Origin of the sequence: Legionella sp. 227 (genome assembly GCF_043161935.1) — a bacterium.
Taxonomy (GTDB): domain Bacteria; phylum Pseudomonadota; class Gammaproteobacteria; order Legionellales; family Legionellaceae; genus Legionella; species Legionella sheltonii.
On record NZ_CP171154.1, the window covers coordinates 3,408,523 to 3,431,107 of the forward strand.

Genomic DNA, 22,585 nt, shown 5'->3' on the forward strand with positions numbered 1-22,585 from the left:
ATTAAGTTGACGCAACCAAACCATAGCCAACTATCCAGGACTACCAACCAATGAAGTTCGCCCTTCAGCTTTGTAGGCAACCATATCATCATTGGTGTTCAGATCATCATTAGGAAATTCAATGCAAGATAAAATACAAAAAAATGATTCAGCAGATGCGGCAGATAGTGTAAAACAATTTAATAAAATGAATGAAAAATTACACTCTCAACTGACTAAAATAAACAATGAACTCGAAGCTGAAGATAAGAAAACTCATAAAGAACTTAAAGAATATGAAACAGCCATTGAAACGATTCGGACTATCCATCAGCAACACGTTGGAACGGAGGCCAGTTACGTTTTAATTACTTTATTCGAACAATATGTAGCAAAAATAAATTCCCCATTACAGCGCTGCTCAATGTTGCTTCACTCAAATCAAAGAAAAGACCTTAGGCTTGCGAAGCACTGTCTTACCCTGTTAAAGCCTAATCCTGATTCTAACCATGAAGGTGATGAAGTCATTTATAATTTACTGAAATACTGGAATCAACATCCTGATGAATTGGACATCAAACAAGGTACTACACAAATACTATGTGCCTTCTTTTCTTGTTACAAACACTATATCCACCTATCTGAGAAACTGACCGAGAAATTACGGGTTCACGATTTTTGGCGAACTGCTGTTTATGATCAATGGATTTCTCCTACTCTGAATGAGATAGATGATGAAAACGATGATGTAAAAAAACGTGCTTTTGAAAAACAATCTGCCCTACAAAAATGGGTACCTGAATATCAGACCGGTTATCAGAAATATTTTACTCAGCGTATATTATGCACATTGGAAGACCCTACACTGGACCTTGAAGGCCACAAAATACTGATAAAGAGTCTTATTGATCTCCGAACCTGGATTGCCCCTTCTTTGCAAAGCAAAATTATAGAACGCCTTACTGCTCTTATAAGCAATACCGATTTAGATATGAAGCTCAGTGCAAAAGCGGCATTAAAAAAATTAATGCATAAAACTTGCTCTATTCAAATTGATAAAGCGATTGAACACTTACTCAAGAGAAAAGAGCGAAGTCAGATGTTCCGATTAGATAGAGTATCTATAAATTATATTCTTTTTGACCTCGATTTTCTCAGTGTGTTTGCATCTTCTGCTATGCAAGTAAAACTGATGCTGCATTTCATTCAGGAATTTCTACAGACATCTGATCCTTTTCTTGAAGGCCTTTTTTGCCATTCACTTGCTCAAATACCCGCAGCCCTACCTGAACTTCCTGAAGCAATGCGAGAAGGAGTGATTAGAAAAATAACTCATCTATTAAGCTTTGATGGAAGGGACAATCCTGATCTGGGTATTAATTTTGAATCTTATTGTGAAATCTTCATGCGCATCAAGGACAGTATAGACAAGAGCGCCCAAGAAAACATTTGCTATGATCTTTTTAAATATTATCTAGAATACTCCTACGATGAGTATATTCAGCCTGTGAGCAAGCGGCGTTCTCAGCTCATTGCGATGATGTCTTCGGAAAAACGACTCCAGCTTGTTGAATACGCATTCTCTCTATTACTAACCGAATTCAATCCCGCTATATATAAAGATAGGAAATTTTTTTGTTTATTATCTCAAACAGAAAGAGTAAGAGCACTCCAGATTATAAGCACCCTAATCGATACATCACCTGATAAAATGAAATTCTTTAATATGCTTTTGGCGATTTATAAGGATGAAGAGGAGGCTAATGTTACTCGGTTAACTGCTCAAGAAATACTTACTGCATTCAATTGGCATCTATCTGATGAACTCAAGAACACAACCATTGATAGTCTATTTGCTTTGATCGATCAGCCCAAAAGCCCTTTGTTCTCTCCCCCAACTAACCATTCCGCTTTTACGTTAAGACTGATGAAACATCTCTCATCAACGATGGGTAAAACAGCATATAGCACCTTAAATGATAAGCTACTTGCCCTTTTTCATGCAAAAGATAATCCATTGTTACAATGTGATATTGTCCAAACACTAGCAGACATACAACCTATGCTTGATAAAAATAAACGTATAGATGTTGCCCTGTTTTTAATTAATTTTTTACAGAATCCTACGAAAAACAGAATAATTAAAGAGGCCATTGTTAATTTCATTGCACTCGAACAAAAACGACTGTCTTCACCTGTTTATGACTCTGCTATTCCTGTGCTAATCCACATCATTGCCCGGAAAACGAAACATAACAACCTACAAAGAGCTGCCTGTAAAGCGTTACGTCAATTTAGCACTTCCAACTGTAACTCCGAACAAAAAGAACAAGTGACCGGCGTTTTACTTAAAACCATCAAAAAAACAAAAGATCCTCATATCTGGAAAGGACTTTTCAAAACAATCGTTGCATTAAAAGATTGGCTTTCCCCCCAAAAGAAAGAATCATTTATCAATTACTTAATGGAAAACATAGACGATAGCGCTCACGACATCGCTCATTATCATTTTTTAAAAACTCTTTTTTTCTTAAGGGATTGGTTAACCGCTGAACAGCAATCCTCCTTACTCGAAGCAAAATTAAAGAACTTTCTTATTAATCTCAACTACGACTCTAGAGGAACTTATGAGGTACTTGACGATTTAATGCCTGTGTTAAATCAAAATGAACAGATCTTCGTTATTCACCATTTGATTGCAAATTTGGATCATCTCCATCTCAATTTGGTACATAAACTATTCATAACACATGCTGCAGTCCTCAGTGAAAATGATAAGATCACCTTGCTTGCCCGCCTAGAAAAACTTGGCTCTCATGTGGAAAGCAATAGAGCAAATGAAGCCAGATCGCACTTTATCGAGATTTACAATCTTTACTCTCAAAGTATTGTAGAAAAACTCCTGTATCAAGTAGCCCAACAACATGATTTACCCATGGAGGTGACTCAACATATCTGGAGTTATGCCCAGTAATACGCTCACGTGAGCCCAAAATCAAATGAGAATATTATATAAAATTAAGTGATTGACTTGGGTTCGTAATAACGCAAATGATATAGACTTAAGTAAAATCTTTGATGAGAATAGTGAAGTCAAAGATAATATCAGACGTGGATTATTATAAAGAATGATATAATTAAGATACTCTGTGCTAACGATTATAATAGGAGTTTGGGGTGAGTAAGGCTTTTACTAAAGAAGATGATGAGTATACAGAACCAGAACGCCCAGACTTAGCGTTACCCAGTATTAAAAATTATATGACGCCTAACGGTTTTGCAATGTTGCAAAATGAATTACGAAATTTAATGAGTAATGAACGGCCGGAAATTGTAAAAGTGGTAAGTTGGGCAGCAAGTAATGGCGATCGATCGGAAAACGGGGATTATATTTATGGAAAAAAGCGTTTACGTGAAATTGATAGACGCATTCGTTATTTGACGAAACGTTTAGAGAGCGCTGAAATAGTCAATCCAAAACTTCAAGTGGGCCTTACTCAAGTATTTTTTGGCGCCACTGTCCAATTCGTCAATGAGCATGGTGAATCACAGTCGGTCAAAATTGTAGGTTTGGATGAAGCAGATATTAATGTAGGAAAAATAAGTTGGGTATCCCCCTTAGCAAAAACATTATTGAAAGCTAAAGTTGGAGAGAGTAGGACATTAAGGGTTGGTGATAAAGAATCTATTTTAACGGTGACACATATTTCGTACATCGAATAATTTTATAGAACGAACAAATGCCTTTTACTTATCATTACAAACAACCTGAAGAATATCATTTTAGTCTTGATTCAATTCAGCTTGCGAAATTTGTTGCCACACAATTCAAATCCCACCCTAATCTTGGTTCATTACGTGTATTAGATCTTTGCGCAGGTTGTGGGGTCATTGGCTTTGAATTGTCGTGGCATCTTCAAGCAATCCGCCAGATTGATTTTATTGAGATCCAGGATATTTATACTGAATATTTTTATCAAAACTTGGCACACATCAATCGACCTGAATTGCAATTTCGCTGGCATCTTTTAAATTATGATGCATTACATGAAAAAAGATGGGAAGGCAAATTTGATTTGATTATCAGTAATCCACCCTATTTCCAACTTGGCCACGGAATGCTTTCACCTTCCCAATTTAAGAACCGTTGTCGGTTTTATTTAGATAGCTCTTTTCAGAATTACATTCGAGCGCTAGAAAATTCGCTTGCAAACAAAGGTAAAGCTTATTTTTTATTAAGACCACTAAAACATCATGGTTTTGATTTATTTTCTGATATACAAAAAATACTCCAGGAAACATCAGCAACAGCGAAAAAAATATCACATGTCCGAGGTACGGATGTTATCTTATTAGAAAAACTGCTTTGACATTTTTTGTTAAAAATTAACTCCGCCTGACATCATTTTGTAACAATATTAATAATTAATAAACGCAATATTTTTTCTGTGTTAAGCTTGGCTAATAGATGAAAAATGAGTTTGGTCATGATTAAAATTGGGCAGTTTAATAGATTAAAAATGGTACGGGAAGCTCCTTTTGGGGTGTATCTTCAAGCAGGCGAATGGGGTGAAATTTTACTACCCAATAAATCGGTGCCTAAAGGAGCTCTAGTTGGTGATGTGCTGGATGTATTTGTTTATTTTGATTCAGACGACAAAATTATTGCGACAACAGCACGCCCTCATGCCCAGTTAGGTCGCTGTGCTTTTTTAAAAGTGATAGATGTGAATGCTGTAGGGGCTTTTCTTGATTGGGGATTAGACAAAGATTTATTAGTCCCCAAACCAGAACAACATCGTCCTATGGAAAAAGGGAAATCTTATCTTGTCTATTTAAAGCAAGATAATCAGGGGCGCATTATTGCGAGCTCAAAAATCGATTATTTTTTGGATAAGACAACAGCTCACTATAAGCCTGGGGAGGAAGTTAGCCTACTTGTTGCTGACAGAACGCCTTTGGGGCAAAAAGTGATTATCAATCACAGTCACTGGGGATTAATCCATGCAGGTGATATTTTTCAAACATTAATTTATGGTAAAAAAGTAAAAGGCTACATTAAAAGAATACGTGAAGATGGTAAAATTGATGTTGTTTTAAGACAAATAGGACAAAACAATATTAATGAATTAGCGCAGCGTATTCTATCTAAGCTTGAGCAAGCTGGTGGCTTTTTAGCGGTGCATGATAAAAGCCCTCCTGCAGAGATCCAGCAAATATTTGCTGAAAGCAAAAAAAATTTTAAAAGTGCAATTGGACAACTTTATAAACGAGGTATGATTCATCTTGAAGAAAAAGGAATCCGTTTACACGTAGATAAGAAGAGTTAAACCATCGCACTTCATTCAATTACATACAACCCACTTTAGTATCTTTAAAGGCAAGCAGACTTTTCATGGAGGATTTTGCTTCCTTACCTTAAGGCGCATCTACGCTCACTTGTTATTGATTAATATGACTTTTTAACTATATAAATTTGCAGGGTCTCCGCAAATATTGTTCCCTATTTACTAGTTCAACTCCTTTTACCATCGATAGTCCTGGTTTTATATAAAAAAATAGCCATAAAACCTAAATACACAATTTTCAGAACCAAACTCAACTTGTGATCAAAATGATTGCAATATCACCATTTCGTGCACTATATACTTATTATGCGCAACTATAGCCCACCCAAATATGCCAACGCAATACGAGCTCTATCAAAAAAATTTGGATCGCGAACAAATCAGTCGTGAAATCACTTCTTCAGGAACAGTTATTGCGCGAGGAGTTGCTGCGCCCTATGAAGGTACACCCACACCATGCGTTTCCGAACAGTTTCGGCTTATTGAACCTAAACTACAATATGTTTACACTGATGCTTTAACGGGCTGTGCAGGCTTGATAGCCATCTCTGGCGATGCTGTTCCCCCCGCTAATGATTTTAAGTCCTCCAGTGTGCTTATCATTCATGACAAAGGTGGGGATAACTTAAAGTCATCGCAAAAGCTGTTAGAAGATTTTATCAATGCTGAGCAAAAAGCCGGTCACAACAGAATGAGATTGATTTGGGGAAATGGTGTTATTGAAGGTGCTGTTCTGCCAACCCATACCCTTAATACACAAAGAATGGTAGATCGGCTGGCTCAACAATATCCGCATATGGACATTAAACATTTACCGAATCAAATGATATTAGTTGCTGATAAACAAGGAAATCCGCTTAATTTATCTGGTACACCATTAGCTAAGATGGCAACTATGGATTCACTGAATAAAATGAATCTGGAGGATATCTGCCTTATGAGTTAATGTTAACCAAAAAGGAGCTCGCATTAGCCAAACAAACAAATGCTCTAGATGAAAGAACCAATTCAGTTAGAAATTCTTTGATCCAGTAGCATTTCTTACAAATTGAGTTATCGAAGTTAATACAAGAAAATAACTCCAATTCATAGCATCAAGGGGTGATCGATTTGATAGAACTCTTGATTCACTTTTTTTAAAAAAGAAAATGGCTATCCAATTAGACACTTACGTCACTCTCATGTTCTTAAATAGGCTCTTTTAATTGCAAATAAGCCTCAAGTAAATCATCCATAGCTTCTGGTTTCAGACAAAATTTTTTATATGAGCTTTTAGAGGCACCCTGAACCAAAAAGCTCATATGAACAGCAGTTTTTTGGCGAAAGATTTATTTATAAATATTAGTATAACACCCCGCAAATAGTATATATTTAGTATATGATGATTGATTTTAATGCAGGAGTTTCTATGAAAAACTCTGAACTGCTGGAAATAGCGCGAGAAGCATGCACATATGCTAGGGAACATATAAAAGAAGGCGGGACAACACCTAGGGTTAAGTTTTATAAGAAGAATGCCGCCTTATTAGGTAAAGATTTAGCTCCATCACGAAGAGAGCGACTAAAAGAAAAATATCCAGAGCGGTATGAACGACTCAAAGCTGCTGGACATAAAGAAAGCTCTATTATTCATTCGTTACAATATATGGATAGGACATACCTTGAAGATGATGTTGAAAAGATGCGGAATCAAGCCGATGAGTTATGGAAAGCTTTTTGTAGGTATAAAGGTGTCGAAAAGTACTCTGAACGCGGTCAGTCAATTAGAAGGTACGCAATTGAACTCTGTTCATTAGAGAGCAAAATTGGCAATTGTGGCGAATTTGCCACACTGGCCTTTTACTACATCCAAAAAAAGTATCCTGAACGACTTGAAGAAATGAATCTTACCGTACTTGGGGTCAATGGTAACAGTCATGTTGTGGTCAGTTTGGGAAGTGATGATGATAGGGTTATATGTGATCCAACCTTAGATCTTGTGTTTGAATTAAATAAGGAGCCTGAAAAATTACATGCTTTTACTCAATCTCGCGGGAAGAACACTTATTATTCGTACTCTCCTGAGGTTCACAAACTTAAAAAATTAGCCATATATGATCCAGAATTAAAGCTTAATCAGGATGATATAGAAGAACTACACAAACTCTACAGAGGAGAAATTAGTCAAGAAATTGATTCACCATCACCTCAAGTAGAAAATATTGAAGAAAACTTGAGTCAGGAGGATGTTTTTAAACAAATCTGTTCCAACGCAATTAGTACTACCTATACCAAACCCAAGCAGTCTGATGCCCCTGAACTTAAGCTCAAATACGCTTTGCAATCTTACATCAAAACAAGAGCTGAAGAGGCTAAGATTGTTTCAAATAGTGGAGATGGAGTTTCCTATGATAAAAATAATACTCACATAGATAAAATAGCTGGTCTAGTTAAATTTAAATCGGTGGTCATGTGGTTGAAATCACAATATACTGCTGAAGATAAGATTTGTACGGCACAAAAAGTAATCGAAAAATTAGAGGGTAGAATAAAAGATCCCATTACTGAACGTGAGTTGTCGATCCTCAAAGATGGTCGCCTTGGTTCAGATACCAAACCGTTTATTGATATTCTGGAAAAGATGTATGTACCCCAAAATCAACTCCAGGCAAAAAGCTCATGACATAAAGATTTTCATACTTATTACAGATATCTTATGAAGCAAAATTAGATTAGAGAACAGTCTCATATTCAAAGGATCCTTTTTTCCTTAGCCCAAATAATGTCTATACTTAATACATAATGCATTTTTACTGCACATACTCTACATGAATTGGTTTTCCATTTTGCAGTATGTTGTATTTAGGAGTGTTCGTATGAGTTTTGGGAAAAGCCTCCTAGGTCTTTTCAAAACAAGGCCTCAAAGTATTACCCAGTTAGCGTCGGCAATAGAGCATAATATACCCTATTATAGAATTCACGGTGGTTGTCCGGAGAACGGTTTGCCAACAAGGGGTAATTTTGACAGAGTGACTATTGAAGCATTAGTCAAATACATATCAGTGAACAAACCGCTTGTGGCCTATGGAGGAACTGTGCTTCTTGAAAACTTGTTCACTGGATTTTTACAAGGTAAGAAAGTCGAAAATGGAGCAGGTGGATTAGTTGTGGGAGTCCCTGGAAGAGTTATCGAATTATCTTCTCTATATGAACCTTTACTTGATTATTTTACTGATTTAAATCCAGAAGTAGCTAGTAATGCGGTTGCAAAATTTATAAAAGAGAATGAAGCAATAATTGAAAATTTATCTGAGGATCGTATTATTGCTTATGTAACTGACTTAGAAGATTTGATGCAAGGAGAACCCGTAAGAAATCACTTCGCTGATTTAAATCCCTTATTACCTGAAAAACTAACCATACATGAACTGCAAGATACTGATTTTGTACGCGAATTATGGGAGGGGATGTCCTCTAAAAATTCGTTAAGAAGTGAATAACAATTAATATTCACCTATCCACCCCCTGCATTAGGAACACTTCACCTTTCTATGTCTCTCTCTATGAATTATAGTACTTAATATTTTCTTAATAATTTGTCTATATATTTATCAGTCCTGTATAAAAAGGGTCTATTATGAAATTTGAAAATTCTTTATTTGAAGAACGCTATAATGATTACTGGAATAGAAATATTGTGGTATTAGATACCATCATTCGCAATATTACTATGCAAAATCTATTTGCAAATCGAGCTAATGTTGGCGATCTGATTAAATCCTATCAACAACATGTACTGAATATGTTATCCAATTTATCTCGTCAAGAGTCGATGTTTGAAGACAAAGGATATGTGAATGAATACAGGCAAAACACCATTCAACAAGCCCATGAGGATCTCGCTTTCTATTCACGTGTATTTCCGGAATATCGAGAAAGCATAACTGAATTTTTAAACGCTATTGATAAGGATTCATCTTTAAAAATTGATGAGACTCCATCCCTTGCTTACAATTACGCTAAATAATACAGATAGGACATTGCCTGTATCAAAAATTAAGAAATTCATACAGGCAAAATCCAAGGCAAAAACGTTGTCATTCCTGAACATAAAGAAATCCATTCCTGAGAAAATTAATATTTAAGTTAATTCTCCACCTGGGTGGAGATACCTGTTTCGATACTTGAGAATTATTAATAGCAGTACAGCCCTATTTTCCTTGTTAGGAGCGTGCTAATTAATAGATTCAGCAGAATATCTTCTTTGAATTGATTCATTGTGATCCAAGTCTTCCGTATGATGCTGAAGTCTCTTCGCTTTATCCATATCAAAGAAGTATGGGGAATAAGTTGATTCCTCTTTTGGTGATTTTTTAACAAAACAGAAAAACGTTGCTTTGGCTACGTCCCCTACAGAACGAATGTCCTCTTTAACCAATGTAAATCCTAATTGCCCCATAATCGCATCAAGAATATTTTTAGAAAAATAATGCGATTGATATTCAGATTTAAATTTTGTAACAGCTTTCATGGCATCTTCAGGGGTAGGAATTTGATTTTTATCCATACTATATCTTAGGTTTAATAAAATATGAGAAAGATCTAAAACATCGTCATCAAAACAATTCGCATGTTCGGATAAAAAGAGGACTCCACCCGGTTCCAAAGCTTGACTTGCCTGTTTTAAACTGTCAAATTGTGCTTTGAAAGAAGGAAAATGATGTAATGAATGATTATACATAACCACTGCAAACTTTTTTCCGTCAAGCGCACCTAATAAATCACTCCCATCATAGACATAATGGCGGTTAATTTGTTCCATATACTCATTTTTGTTTTTCTTATCACTACTGTTTTCGCCACCCCAATCAATATTCGATTGAATATCAATTGCATTTCCTTCCATCTTAAGTGCTTCGCTCACTAAATAAGTCATAGCGCAATCACCAGCCCCTACATCCAGAAGCGCTTTTCCCTTTAACCTCGCTCTACTTTGGGGGGATAGACCTGAAGTAATAATACGAGCAATATTTGCGGCTTTGGACATCTGATATTCCTTATCAGTCATAGCAAATCCCTGTTTATTTTGCATTCCCAATGTAAAGTACCATTGATGAATTGTTGCCGCAGATACTTCATCCGAAGTATCTATAGGATACTCTCGCAGCATCTTCATTAAATCCAATACTGCTTTTTGATCTACATCTGCAAAAGTGTATAAAAAAACATTTCTTATATCTTTTTGTCGACTTTGAGATTTTAATAGTTTAATTATTTGATTGGGCTTTAATATTTGCGGATCATGTTCTGAAATAGATTTAGAAATGCTTGTTTCATTTTCATTATTAAGATAAGGGGTACCATTCAAATTTGTTGTCATATCATCTCTTTACTCAATTTAAATTGAATGGTCATTATATGACAATTATAATTAATTTTAAATCATAGTGATTTTAATTTTTTCATTTAGTTTAAATTAACCTTAATCTATCGAGGATAGCAAATAGTATACCCTGATGAACAGGGCCAATATTGGATAAAAAATTAAAGCAAGCAACAGTACTTCTCACGGTTTTCTTAAGAAACTGGAATAGGAAACAAACTTCAGGTGATGCTTTAAATTAGGAAATATTCTTCTGTGCTTTTTCCGCAGCTAAATAAACACTAATAATGCTAATCACTGCCAAGATAATGAGATAGACTGGGACAGGCACGTATGATATTAACAATAGGATACCTTATTTCATCCTATATAAAATCTCATCAGAATGCGAGGATTCTTCAATATATCTGATTTCTCTTTGTAGGGTTGATTTTGTTACTTCATTCACAAATTATGTCATCGCCAAAAGCTACAGGAATAATCAATAAACCCTGGTTACAATGAGTTATCTTTGGCCAAATGCTGTATGTGAATATCAGGGCACATAAAATCGCAGTAGGTTGCCTAGAAAGTAGTAGTGTAAAAAAAGCCCTTATTATTTCTTTTCATTTTTTTTGCTACTAAACTAAAATCGACGATTAGAAGTTGGAATCCAGGATAAGGAAATTCGATATGAGCTATTTAGAGCTTATAACAAAAACATTGGATAAATTTGCGCAAAATTTCATTACACTGACTCCTAATATAATTATCGGTATTATTTTTGCTTTTGTGACGTACTTTGTTGCAAAAATAGTGAGTCGACTCGTAAATTCTCTTTTACCCAGAATGGCAATTCGTGCCAATTTAGTCACTATTTTTCATAAGCTAACCATTATTATCGTTTGGTTTGTTGGTATATTAATCATATCCGCCATTATCGTTCCATCAGTAACCACTGCCAATGTCTTAGCCACTTTGGGGTTAACCTCTGTCGCAATCGGTTTGGCATTTAGAAACATTTTTGAAAACTTTTTTAGTGGCATTATACTCTTACTCAGAGAGCCTTTTAGTATTGGTGACTTCATCATCGTTGACTCAGAGCAAGGCTATGTTTATCGTATTTCCGTGCAAAACACTCATTTACGTAAAACAGATGGAACTCGTGTATACATCCCGAATTCTAAATTGTATACCAATACCGTAGTGGTATTAACTGATACGCCGCTAAGACGAAAAAAAATTGGCTGTAGTGTTGATTTTGGTACCGACGTGGAAAAAGCACGTTCAGTGATTGCCTCAGCATTGGAACGATGCGAGACTGTTTCTAAAGATAAATACATTCAAATTTATGTGGTTTCATTTTCTTCGAATGGAATTGATTTTGAAATATATTGGTGGACCAAACCCAAGCCCAGCGACCAACGCCGTTCACTCGATGAAGTACTCACAAGCATTAAAAGAGCACTTGATGATGAAAAAATACCGATGACCTACTCTACCCCATTAAGTTTTGTGGAACCGTTAGCAATAAAAAATAAAGGAAATCATGATGACTCTGATGCCCACTAAATCAGATAAGCCCAGGTTTACTCGACTAGCACTATACTGAATCAATTAAAAAGCATAAAATCTACTTTTATTCGCGGATCTTATTGCCTATCTATTTGGATGTTCAAAATGAGTCAACTTCTAGACCTATCTCTTCTAAAAAAAAATCGTGATTTCAGATTGCTCTATTTTGGGCAATTCATTTCATTTACAGGCACCATGATCAGTAGTGTCGCCCTGCCCTATCAAATTTATCAAATGACCCAATCAACACTTATGGTCGGATTATTAAGCTTAGTGCAATTATTACCTCTATTAGTTACTGCCCTGATTGGTGGGGTTTTTGCAGATCGATACAATCGTCGTGGATTATTGATCATCAGTGAATTACTTCTTGCTGTGGGCTGTTGCATGCTTGTGCTTAACTCCTATCAAGCTGCCCCCTCTCTAATCCTGATTTTTATCGTTTCAGCTTCTATGTCAGCAATTAACGGCTTACATCGTCCTGCTTTTGATAGTATTGCGCAACAGATTGTCGAGCCCAAGGATTACAAAAATATGGGGGTTCTTGCTACATTTAAATTCAGTTTTTGTATGATTATTGCTCCAGCTATATCTGGACTTATCATTGCCAAATACGGCATTGTAATTACTTATTTAATTGATTTAATTACTTTTTTTATGTCATTAGTCACTTTAATTAGACTGCATAACATTCCCAAACCCGTACAACACGAACATCCATCTATTGTTTCTTCGTTAAAACAAGGAGTTTCCTTTGCTTTTAATCGACAAGAATTAATGGGAAGCTATCTTGTTGATTTTATTGCGATGGTTTTTGCATGGCCTAACTCCTTACTTCCTGCTATAGCCCAATCATTCGGTGGCGCAAAAACTTTGGGTTTACTTTATTCTGCACCTGCAGTAGGTGCTTTGATTATTTCATTTTTCAGTGGTTGGACCGCAAAAATAGATCGTGATGGTAAAGCAATTGCAATTGCCGCTGCGCTATGGGGAGCTGCAATTATTGGATTTGGTTTATCCAGTTCACTTTGGCTTGTCCTATTTTTCTTGGCGCTCGCTGGTGCTTTTGATGCTATAAGTGGAATATTTCGTGGCACTTTATGGAACAATACCATTCCAACAGAATATCGCGGAAGATTGGCGGGCATCGAAATGATCAGTTATTTAAGTGGGCCTAAATTAGGAGATACACGCGCCGGATTTATCGCATCCAGTTTTAGCATTACCACCGCTTTGATATCAGGTGGTGTATTATGCATTATCGGGGTGACTGTTTGTTGTCTGGCCTTTCCTAAGTTTTGGAGTTATCGATCACATCAACGATAGCCTACTCTCGTCATCCCGAGTCTTCTGTTATCCGGTGCGCAGCGAGGTATCGCCACCCTGTAGCTCAGGGTTAGGATGGAATATGCCTCCCTGCGCTCGGAATGACTGCACCGCTACGCTATTTTATATGCGACATGAGTGAATCAAATCAAATTTTGGATTGTATTCCTTTGCTTTTACATCAAAAAGCGACAACAGCGTTGAAAATAAATAATCATGCGATATAGGATCAGATTGCTTATTATGCAAACAATTTTCTTTCATCACTAATTGTTTCGATAATCCTTCTGATAACCAGAAAATCATAGGAACCTTCTTTTGTTCGTCCGGAGCCATAAAATAAGGTAACCCATGAAGAAATAAATTATGTTCACCCAGTGACTCACCATGATCCGATACATAAATTAATCCTGTATCATGGGATTTAATATTATGTAACAAATCAATTGCGTGAGCTAATATCGAATCTGTATACAAAATCGCATTATCATAAGTATTTACTAATGCTTTCTGCGAACAAGTGGATAAATCCGTGGTTTCACAGATAGGAGTCCAATGTTTAAACTGTTCTGGATAACGTTCAAAATAGGCTGGACCATGGTTACCAAGCATATGCAATATGATCAGCTGATCCCCTTTTTTATTAATTATCCGTTCCTGAAGTTGATGCAAAAGAACCTCATCAAAGCAACGTTTGTTTTGACATAGAGCATTCTTTTTTAATTTTTCAAACATAGAATCTTCACATACCCCTTTACAGCCTGATTGATTATCACGCCACAAAACAGAAACATTGGTACGTTCTAATAAATGAAGCAAAGATTCAGTTTGATCAATTTTCGCACTGTTGTATGCATGCATACCATAAGGAGAAAACATACAGGGCAACGAAACTGCTGTTGTCGTACCACAACTAGTGACTTCACTGAAATTAATCACTTGACGTTTAGCAAGTTCTGGGGTTGTTTGCCTGTGATATCCATTTAAACCCCAGTTTCCAGCACGAACTGTCTCACCAACCACAAGAACAATGACTCGCGGTTTGCTATTTTCAGGGCGTGGAAGCTTATGAGCATCTGTTCCAATTTTGATTTTTGTTTTATCCACACGCGCCTGTCGCGCTCTCCAATATGCTTTTGTTGAAGATGAAATGATATTTAAGGGGGTAATTAAATAGATAATTTGCTTTCTTTCCCGATGAATTGGACCAAGTTCGTGAAATATTGCCCATGCCCCACCAAACATCATACACAATGACAAAAAAATAGTTCCTAATCGTCCAGCCCAATAGGAAGGAAGGCTTCTTTTATAAATTTTAATATGCCAAATGATCCAGCAAGGAAGTACTCCCAGGAATAGAAAATATGGAAGAATACGCCACTGCAAAAACTCACTGCTCTCCTGATAGTCGGTACTCACAACATTGGTAATCATGGTGGGATCAATGTACACATGAAATGTATTCATGAAATACACAGCAATAGAGGTAACCAGTAACAGTCCCATGGTAAACCATTTGAAAGTCCACCGATTAATGACTAGAAGAAGTAAGAACCACTGCAAACCCGTGATTGCAGTTGCTGTACAAAAAATAATAAACCAGGTATATGGATTCGCTAATTCTTTACCTTGAAGTAATTCTGTCCAGAAAGAGCTATTACATGCTAAAGTAAAAAAAAGGCTACACACTAAGGTGATCAGTTCGCTAGACCAATAACTTGTACGACTTGTTTTGATAACTTTCTCCTCAAAATAGAGGCGTATTTTACAAATTTTTTTTTATATTTGATAGTGATTCTTATTCAGCTTTCTCTTTATACTAAAAACGCTGATTTAGATAACAAAGTGGAAGGCCTTAAAAGAGTTCTCGTGATCCACTAAAATTAATGTTCATGGATCACGAATTTAAACTTAAGTGGGATACTTCAACCAAACAGGCATTACCTTATTTAGGTACACCATAAACTTCCATAATCCCACCTGAGACTCGACATTGCCATAAATATCAGTCTTTGTCTCGGGATAAGCAATACCTAAACCAAACAATCCCGGCCCAATGATGCCGACATAGGGATTATGACGCGCATTTTCGTAATCACCAATTACAATACTTTTCCGTTGCTCAAAACCTACTGCATAAACTACTTGGTCACATTCAGGTAAAAAACGTGCAATATGAGGTTCACTGAGATTATAACGAACCAGATTAGAAGGTAAAACACCATCAATATGTTCGCGAGCCCAAGCCGCAGTTTGTCCCTTAAGTCCAGTATTGTCGAAAAGAATCCAATCATCCATTTCAATAGCATAACGACATGGAGAACGATAAAAATTAATAACTTTTTTAACCTCCAATTCGACAAGATGCCTCAAAATAATAATTGCAGAATGTGACGAACCGAATACACCAAAAGTCTCATCTCGCTGAATGACAGCAGACAGTTTCTCTTTATCAATTGCAGTATCAAAAGGAATTACATTAACACCGGGATAATTTAATGTAGACGGGAGTGCACCTGTAGCCAATATGACATTTTTAGCCTGATAGCTTTTTGAATCTGAACATAAAGACCATAGACGCTTAGATAAGAACATACTACGAATTGTTGTTTTTACCGATTGAACCTTTTGTAATAAATGTTCCGTAATCCACTGTAAAGGTTCAACAATGAAACTTAAAGTGCATGTTTCATCAACAGGTAAATGATTTAATTGAAAATCAATAGGTGCATCTTGGTAATGAAAAGAATGAACTGCCAATAAAAAATCTTTAAAAAATTTTACCTTCGTATTACTCGAAACATTATTCCAGTGCAGACCTAAATCGCCGACCTTAAAATGGGGGTCAAACCATACAATATCCTCTGCTAAAATACCGTTATCTAATAACTTACCGATTGCCGCGATCCCCGCAGGACCTGCCCCTACCACTGCCCATTGATATGTCTTTTTATCCATAACCCTTATTCACATGTATTGACCAACTGACAAGTACCTGAACTACAGTCATCTATTGTTTGGCATGAAGGATCATAATAACCTTCTGCAGGCACCCCAATAACCACACCGGTATTATCATTCAAATTATCATCATACCAAATGTCGTCCGTATTCACATTAATCCCATCCCCATACCAATCATCATTGTGATAGTAATTACCATGGTAATTATTATAATTATCATGGTTATGATACCCATTATTGTACCCAGTATTTGGGGGAGGTGCGCCATGGTAGCCGCCACCGACATGCCCCTCAAAAGCAAAAATAGAAACACTTGTAAGAAAGGATAAAGCAAACAGAAAACCGCGAGCACATACTTTCATTTTCTTTCCTTAGAGTAAGCGGCCAGATCTTAATAAAGTATAGTACTCGAAATCAAAGTAAGTGAAACAAAAATTTATGACAAATAAATTTGAATTTTGGATGTTTATGTTACACTCAAGTAATTGTTTGCTCTTATGAAGAAATTTTATGATTTATATCTCCATTCCTCCAGGAAAAGTATTTAAAAAAATTGTTGTTGAAATGGACGAACATAATAAAGCTAAGACATTCAAAGATTGTTTCGTTGATCTAGAAGATGGGTCCATAATTGAATTGCAAGACTTAATTAAGGAAGCCTTACAGAACACGAAACGAAAAAGCGAGATAAATTTAAAAGCATTTACCATATATTTGAAAACACCACCTGCCACTGAAGATTCTTTTTTATCCTATACTCCCAACCATAATGGTAAATATCCAACTGATGTAGAGCCTGAAATTGTTATTGGAAAGAACGTTCAGAAATATAATCCGGCAGCACAGACTAAATATGGATCTTTTTGGCATAGGCAACTTTTCTTAACAACCGATAAACAATTAGAAATCACAGCGAAAATGGAAGCCCAGAAACAAGATCGACGACATGTTGGCGATAGCCCTAAAGCAACCTAAATTCTGTAAACGAGTGTTCTCCATGTTGCAGTAGCAATACACCGGGGATCCCTAGCGATGCTCTCGATGACGACAACACCCCACAAATTAGTCTACACAACCCAGTAACAAATTGGATTCGGTGACATATTTAATCAGTTATGCTAAGATGACGTTCGTTCCAAAACCATGAATACATACATCACTTATTCAGCCTACACTATAATATATTGGAACAAAATCAAATAACACTTTTGGATCACCTATGGCAGTTACTATAAAAACCCCTGATGAAATCGAAAAAATGCGTGTTGCCGGCAAACTAGCCGCAGAAGTTCTTGAGATGATTGGACCTTATGTACAAGAAGGCGTCACTACAGACGAGCTAAATACTATTTGTCATGACTACATCGTCAACACACAAAAAGCGATTCCTGCTCCTTTAAATTATAATGGGTTTCCAAAATCCATTTGTACCTCAGTTAATCATGTAGTATGTCATGGGATCCCAGGAAAAAAAGTTTTAAAAGATGGTGACATCATTAATATTGATGTCACCGTCATCAAAAACGATTATCACGGCGATACAAGTAAGATGTTCATTATTGGTACACCTTCAGTCAAAGCAAAACATGTAACTCAGGTGGCTCATGAGTGTTTGTTTATAGGAATTGACATGGTAAAACCCGGAGTTCATTTAGGTGATATAGGACATGCTATCCAACAGCATGCAGAAAAAAATCGTTGCTCTGTTGTCCGTGATTATTGTGGCCATGGCATAGGACGTATTTTCCATGAAGATCCCCAAGTACTGCATTATGGAGTACCTAACACAGGAATGAAACTGGAGCCCGGGATGACATTCACAATTGAACCCATGATCAATATAGGCAAGCACCACACTCGTTTATTACCTGATCATTGGACTGTAGTCACTAAAGATCACAGTCTTTCAGCCCAATGGGAACATACCTTGTTGGTTACCGATGATGGTGTAGAAATTTTGACTCTGCGCGATGAAGAACGAAAATAAACCTACAAAAGCTCATCCCTTTGCCCAAGCACTCGATGCAGAAAAAAAAGGGATGACCTTAGAGTTGCAAGATCTTAAAAACTCTCTAAGACAATTTAAAGAAAAATTACGCGAAGAATTCGATTATAAAACCAATATCACCACCATTATTCGTAAACTTGTTGCTTTCATCGATGAACTAGTTATCAGTCTATTCACTAAAAATCAATTGGATCATGAGGTTTTTTGCCTTCTCGCCCTTGGCAGTTATGGACGTCGAGAACTGCAGCTCTATTCTGATGTCGATATATTGTTGCTTCATACGGATAAAGTCTCTAAATCACAATTACAGCGCGCACAAAACTTTATCCAGGATTGCTGGGATGTGGGTTTGGATCTCAGCCATCAAATCACTGGCGTTTCCTCGTGTGCGGAGCTCGCAAGCCAAGATGTTGCAGTGATTTCAAGTCTTATGGACATGTTTTTATTATGCGGTCGGGGCGCATTAATGGAAGAATTGACTTATCAAATCCATCCCCTGCACATGTGGACAAGTCATAATTACTTTTTGGCAAAACTCCAAGAGCAAAAAAAACGCGATGCTAAATATGGTGAAACAGCCTATAACTTGGAACCCAATGTCAAATATGGCCCTGGCGGTCTGCGAGATTTGCACATTCTACTTAGCATTGGTAAGCGTCATTTTAATATTAAAAAATTAGCTGATGGCATAAGCTATGGATTCATTACGGATAAAGAATATGAAAAACTAACATACTGCCAGCATTTTCTCTGGCGCGTACGTTTTGCCTTACATGTATTAGCTGAAAAAGCGGAGGAACGCTTATCTTTTGATTATCAGATTAAATTAGCTCAGTTTTTTGGCTATAAAGATAAACCTCATTCACTAGCCATAGAACAATTTATGAAAGATTACTTTAAAGTGATTAAACGGAATAGAGAACTCAATGAGATGCTATTACAATGGTTTGATGAAACCATTGCGCACTCCCCCAAGCAAAAATTATTTCATTTAGATAATGAGTTTCAACTATCTAATAATTACATCGAAGTAAGAAACACTCGTATTTTCATCCATCATCCACAGGCACTATTAAAATTATTTCTCTGGATAGCGAAACGCCGAGATATTGAAGGGGTCAGAGCGAATACTATTCGATTAATTAGAGAATCTCTCTATCTGATGAATAAACGTTTTAAAGCATCTTCAGAAACAACAGAATTATTTATGAGCATTCTTAAAACAGAGGATGGACCATATAAAGCCTTACATCGAATGAGCCGATATGGTGTTCTAGCCCATTATCTTGAATGTTTTGCTATGGTCACAGGTCAAATGCAATATGATTTATTTCATGTATATACGGTAGATCAACACACATTATTCGTTATTCGCAATCTATCACGTTTCAAAGAAAAAAATTATGCAGAGCAATTTCCTCTCTGTGTACAAATCATGTCTACTTTAAACAAACCTGAACTACTCTACCTAAGTGCTTTATTTCATGATATAGCCAAAGGAAGAGGCGGCGATCATTCCGAGCTGGGTGCGGTTGAAGCATTGCATTTTGCACAAAATCACCATCTTGAAAAAGAAGACAGTGATTTGCTTGTGTGGCTTGTACGAAATCACCTCATCATGTCACAAACTGCTCAGCGTCAAGATATTTATGATCCCAATACAATAAAGAATTTTTGCCAACTCTTACCCCACCCACACTATTTGGATTATCTGTATTTGCTTACGGTTGCAGATATTTGTGGTACCAACCCCACGTTATGGAATTCTTGGAAAGATTCTCTACTTAAGGAGTTATATCGTGCTGCCAAACATATGTTACATAAAGAACAAGAATTAATGGATGAAACAGAACTTATTAAAGCACGTAAGCACTATGCTTTATCGATATTGGTTGCTGAAGGAACATCAGCAAACATAGTTGAAGAATTATGGGAACAATTTAAAGATAAATATTTTTTACATGAATCTCCTGAAATCATAGCCCGTCATACTAAGGCAATTCTTGCATGTACAAAATTTCCCTTAGTCATGATTATGCCTCATCATAGCCAAGGTGGAACTGAAGTTTTTATCTATATGCCCCATCGAGATGATCGGTTTGCCATTGCGACAACTGTTTTAAGTAACCACAATGTCACCATTCAAGAAGCAATGATTCTTACCTGTGATAATCAATATGATTTGGACACTTACATTATTTTAGATGAGCAAAATCAGGCATTTTTTAATAAACAACGCTCCCATGATATTCAACAGGCTTTATGTACCCATTTAGCGAAAACAGAACAATTGCCTGCCATAGCTCGAAAAAGACTTTCAAGGGCTTTGGCACATTTTAATGTCAAAACCCAAATTCATTACAACGATGATCTGACTAATCTTCAAACTCGATTATTTCTGGTCACTGGAGATAGACCTGGCCTACTAGCAACTATAGGTAGGGTATTTTCAACCTTAAATATTCACTTACATAATGCAAAAATTGTAACTGCTGGAGAACGTGCAGAAGATACATTTTATATTACAAATCAACAAAATCAGTCATTAAATAATGATGAGAAGGAAGTTCTAAAACAAAAACTAACTCAGGAATTACTAGTCTGTTCAAAGTAACATCTCAAGAAATATAGAATATCATCACATAGGAAATGAAATAAAAAGACACCAAAGTGCCTATTTATTTGCACACCGCTATCAATTTGACTATATTAAAACAAAGAAAATCAACCCGATATTGTATGAAAAAAAGGCAGGTGGCTTCAATTTTGCGAACCTATTGGAACTCCAATATTGATGAAATTGAAGAGCTAAAAAAAAGTTATAATACTTTGGTACATCTTGGTGATGAAGAAGAAGTTCCCGAGGAAATAGAAGAGGAATGCCATCATGTTTTAGAGGTAATTTCCAGCCCCTCTGAGCCTCATTATCCATTTTATTTAAAAGAATTTATTCCGAATATTGTTGAAGAAAACTTAAATACACTTTTAGATGGATTTGAGGAGGGAGATCTAGTTTATGGAATAAGCGGTTCACGTATTAGTTTATTTTATTTTTTGAGAGCGCAAGGAAAAGATGCTTTCGCTACAAGAGTAGATGAGCTATTTAATGCAACTATTGACCCCTTTCTTGAACCCCTTCTCGATCCCAGTTTTGCAAAACCAACCAATCCCTTTTATGCCCCCGCACAAACATTTAAATCATATGCCAGTCTTTTAAACAATGAAATTGAACAACTTTCGCCCTTAACAAAGCAAACTGACAAAATGCCCTTCATTAAAAAAATGTCAAAGATGGGCGTTTTTTGGACGCTTAATAATGAACATAAACTACATTTTGTTTTGAACAAAATAGATTACAAGATGTGTTTTGATAAAAAATTCGACAAAATAACTTTTGCTGAACTTCGCTTTCTTTACCGATATTGGGAGCAATTCAAACCTTATTATGAACGGGGACAAATCAATTTTTACTTCTTAAACGAAAACAATCAATTAAAAAAAGTAGAAGCCCCTTGGGAGTCAAATCCAGAGATTGTAAGGACCTATATACGCCCGAATATCACCAACAGAAAATACCATGCATTTTTTAATAGTTTTATAATTGATCTGCTCAAGAATGAAATAGAAAAAGGAATATGGAAGACGGGCTTCTTTGGATTAGGGGGAGGCAAGACTATTGTTATTGATGGACAGGAGAAAACAGTCCCTCATCGTGTTGCACGTATTTATAAGATTGCAACTGATCCTACTTTAAGTTCGGCAGATAAATATATAAAAATCCTAGCAGCTGCCGAGAAAGCTATCCGTAGTCCCAAAAAGTTACAAAAGCCAGAAACTACCGAATTTTATCAAGCAATTCTGAACTTTGATAAGAAGATGACACCCGTTGAAAAAGATAAATTAAGATTTTTTAATGGACGGAGGATAGCGGATAAACAACAGGGGATACAGGAAAAAGACCAACCTAAGCTACAATAAGTAGTCATCATCCAAGCACGGGAATGTTTCTGTAATCTACAGTTATCTCCGGTAATTCATAAGCAC

The 22,585-nt window shown here is 36.3% G+C and carries 18 protein-coding genes; 14 read left to right on the forward strand and 4 right to left on the reverse strand.

The genetic code is table 11. The features are described from left to right. Positions 1-121: 121 nt before the first annotated feature. From ACF8MK_RS14865 to ACF8MK_RS14900, 8 genes are all read left to right on the forward strand, one after another. Complete coding sequence (locus tag ACF8MK_RS14865) at positions 122-2,953, forward strand: hypothetical protein (protein WP_392537308.1); 2,832 nt, start codon at positions 122-124, stop codon at positions 2,951-2,953. 203 nt (positions 2,954-3,156) lie between these two features. Next, positions 3,157-3,702: a transcription elongation factor GreB gene (gene greB, locus ACF8MK_RS14870; RefSeq protein WP_392537309.1), complete on the forward strand. Its 546-nt coding sequence runs from the start codon at positions 3,157-3,159 to the stop codon at positions 3,700-3,702. A gap of 17 nt (positions 3,703-3,719) precedes the next feature. Further along, a complete protein-coding gene (locus tag ACF8MK_RS14875) occupies positions 3,720-4,349 on the forward strand; it encodes a methyltransferase (RefSeq protein WP_392537310.1) in 630 nt (209 codons plus the stop codon). Between the two features lie 105 nt (positions 4,350-4,454). Then, entirely contained in the window at positions 4,455-5,309 is an 855-nt protein-coding gene (locus tag ACF8MK_RS14880; protein ID WP_392537311.1) for a S1 RNA-binding domain-containing protein, read from the forward strand. Between the two features lie 349 nt (positions 5,310-5,658). Continuing rightward, positions 5,659-6,273: a hypothetical protein gene (locus tag ACF8MK_RS14885; RefSeq protein WP_392537312.1), complete on the forward strand. Its 615-nt coding sequence runs from the start codon at positions 5,659-5,661 to the stop codon at positions 6,271-6,273. Positions 6,274-6,735: 462 nt separating this feature from the next. Then, positions 6,736-7,989: a hypothetical protein gene (locus ACF8MK_RS14890; protein ID WP_392537313.1), complete on the forward strand. Its 1,254-nt coding sequence runs from the start codon at positions 6,736-6,738 to the stop codon at positions 7,987-7,989. Positions 7,990-8,182: 193 nt separating this feature from the next. Beyond that, a complete protein-coding gene (locus tag ACF8MK_RS14895) occupies positions 8,183-8,806 on the forward strand; it encodes a hypothetical protein (RefSeq protein WP_392537314.1) in 624 nt (207 codons plus the stop codon). A 137-nt stretch (positions 8,807-8,943) separates the two neighbouring features. After that, positions 8,944-9,333: a hypothetical protein gene (locus ACF8MK_RS14900; RefSeq protein ID WP_392537315.1), complete on the forward strand. Its 390-nt coding sequence runs from the start codon at positions 8,944-8,946 to the stop codon at positions 9,331-9,333. A gap of 207 nt (positions 9,334-9,540) precedes the next feature. Here ACF8MK_RS14900 and ACF8MK_RS14905 read toward each other — a convergent pair whose 3' ends face one another. Then, positions 9,541-10,686 (reverse strand): class I SAM-dependent methyltransferase, encoded by a 1,146-nt coding sequence (locus ACF8MK_RS14905; RefSeq protein WP_392537316.1) that lies wholly within the window; start codon positions 10,684-10,686, stop codon positions 9,541-9,543. 675 nt (positions 10,687-11,361) lie between these two features. Between ACF8MK_RS14905 and ACF8MK_RS14910 the strand changes: the two genes are divergently transcribed. Continuing rightward, positions 11,362-12,240, forward strand: a complete 879-nt coding sequence (locus tag ACF8MK_RS14910) for a mechanosensitive ion channel family protein (RefSeq protein WP_392537317.1) — start codon at positions 11,362-11,364, stop codon at positions 12,238-12,240. Between the two features lie 108 nt (positions 12,241-12,348). Then, on the forward strand, positions 12,349-13,569 hold the full coding sequence (locus ACF8MK_RS14915; protein ID WP_392537318.1) for an MFS transporter: 1,221 nt from the start codon (positions 12,349-12,351) through the stop codon (positions 13,567-13,569). Between the two features lie 123 nt (positions 13,570-13,692). On the opposite strand, the gene ACF8MK_RS14920 is transcribed toward ACF8MK_RS14915, so the two are convergent. The 3 genes from ACF8MK_RS14920 to ACF8MK_RS14930 form a co-directional block, all read right to left on the reverse strand. Further along, entirely contained in the window at positions 13,693-15,258 is a 1,566-nt protein-coding gene (locus tag ACF8MK_RS14920) for a phosphoethanolamine transferase (protein WP_392537319.1), read from the reverse strand. Between the two features lie 222 nt (positions 15,259-15,480). Then, complete coding sequence (locus tag ACF8MK_RS14925) at positions 15,481-16,527, reverse strand: FAD-dependent oxidoreductase (RefSeq protein WP_392537320.1); 1,047 nt, start codon at positions 16,525-16,527, stop codon at positions 15,481-15,483. Positions 16,528-16,532: 5 nt separating this feature from the next. Next, complete coding sequence (locus tag ACF8MK_RS14930; RefSeq protein ID WP_392537321.1) at positions 16,533-16,895, reverse strand: hypothetical protein; 363 nt, start codon at positions 16,893-16,895, stop codon at positions 16,533-16,535. A 148-nt stretch (positions 16,896-17,043) separates the two neighbouring features. On the opposite strand from ACF8MK_RS14930, the gene ACF8MK_RS14935 reads away from it, so the two are divergent. The 4 genes from ACF8MK_RS14935 (at position 17,044) to ACF8MK_RS14950 (ending at position 22,519) form a co-directional block, all read left to right on the forward strand. Then, positions 17,044-17,508: a permease gene (locus tag ACF8MK_RS14935; protein ID WP_392537322.1), complete on the forward strand. Its 465-nt coding sequence runs from the start codon at positions 17,044-17,046 to the stop codon at positions 17,506-17,508. A gap of 244 nt (positions 17,509-17,752) precedes the next feature. Further along, positions 17,753-18,520: a type I methionyl aminopeptidase gene (gene map / locus ACF8MK_RS14940; RefSeq protein WP_265702264.1), complete on the forward strand. Its 768-nt coding sequence runs from the start codon at positions 17,753-17,755 to the stop codon at positions 18,518-18,520. Positions 18,521-18,572: 52 nt separating this feature from the next. Beyond that, a complete protein-coding gene (gene glnD / locus ACF8MK_RS14945) occupies positions 18,573-21,155 on the forward strand; it encodes a [protein-PII] uridylyltransferase (protein ID WP_392538977.1) in 2,583 nt (860 codons plus the stop codon). Positions 21,156-21,280: 125 nt separating this feature from the next. Continuing rightward, on the forward strand, positions 21,281-22,519 hold the full coding sequence (locus ACF8MK_RS14950; protein ID WP_392537323.1) for a hypothetical protein: 1,239 nt from the start codon (positions 21,281-21,283) through the stop codon (positions 22,517-22,519). The last annotated feature ends 66 nt before the right edge of the window (positions 22,520-22,585 follow it).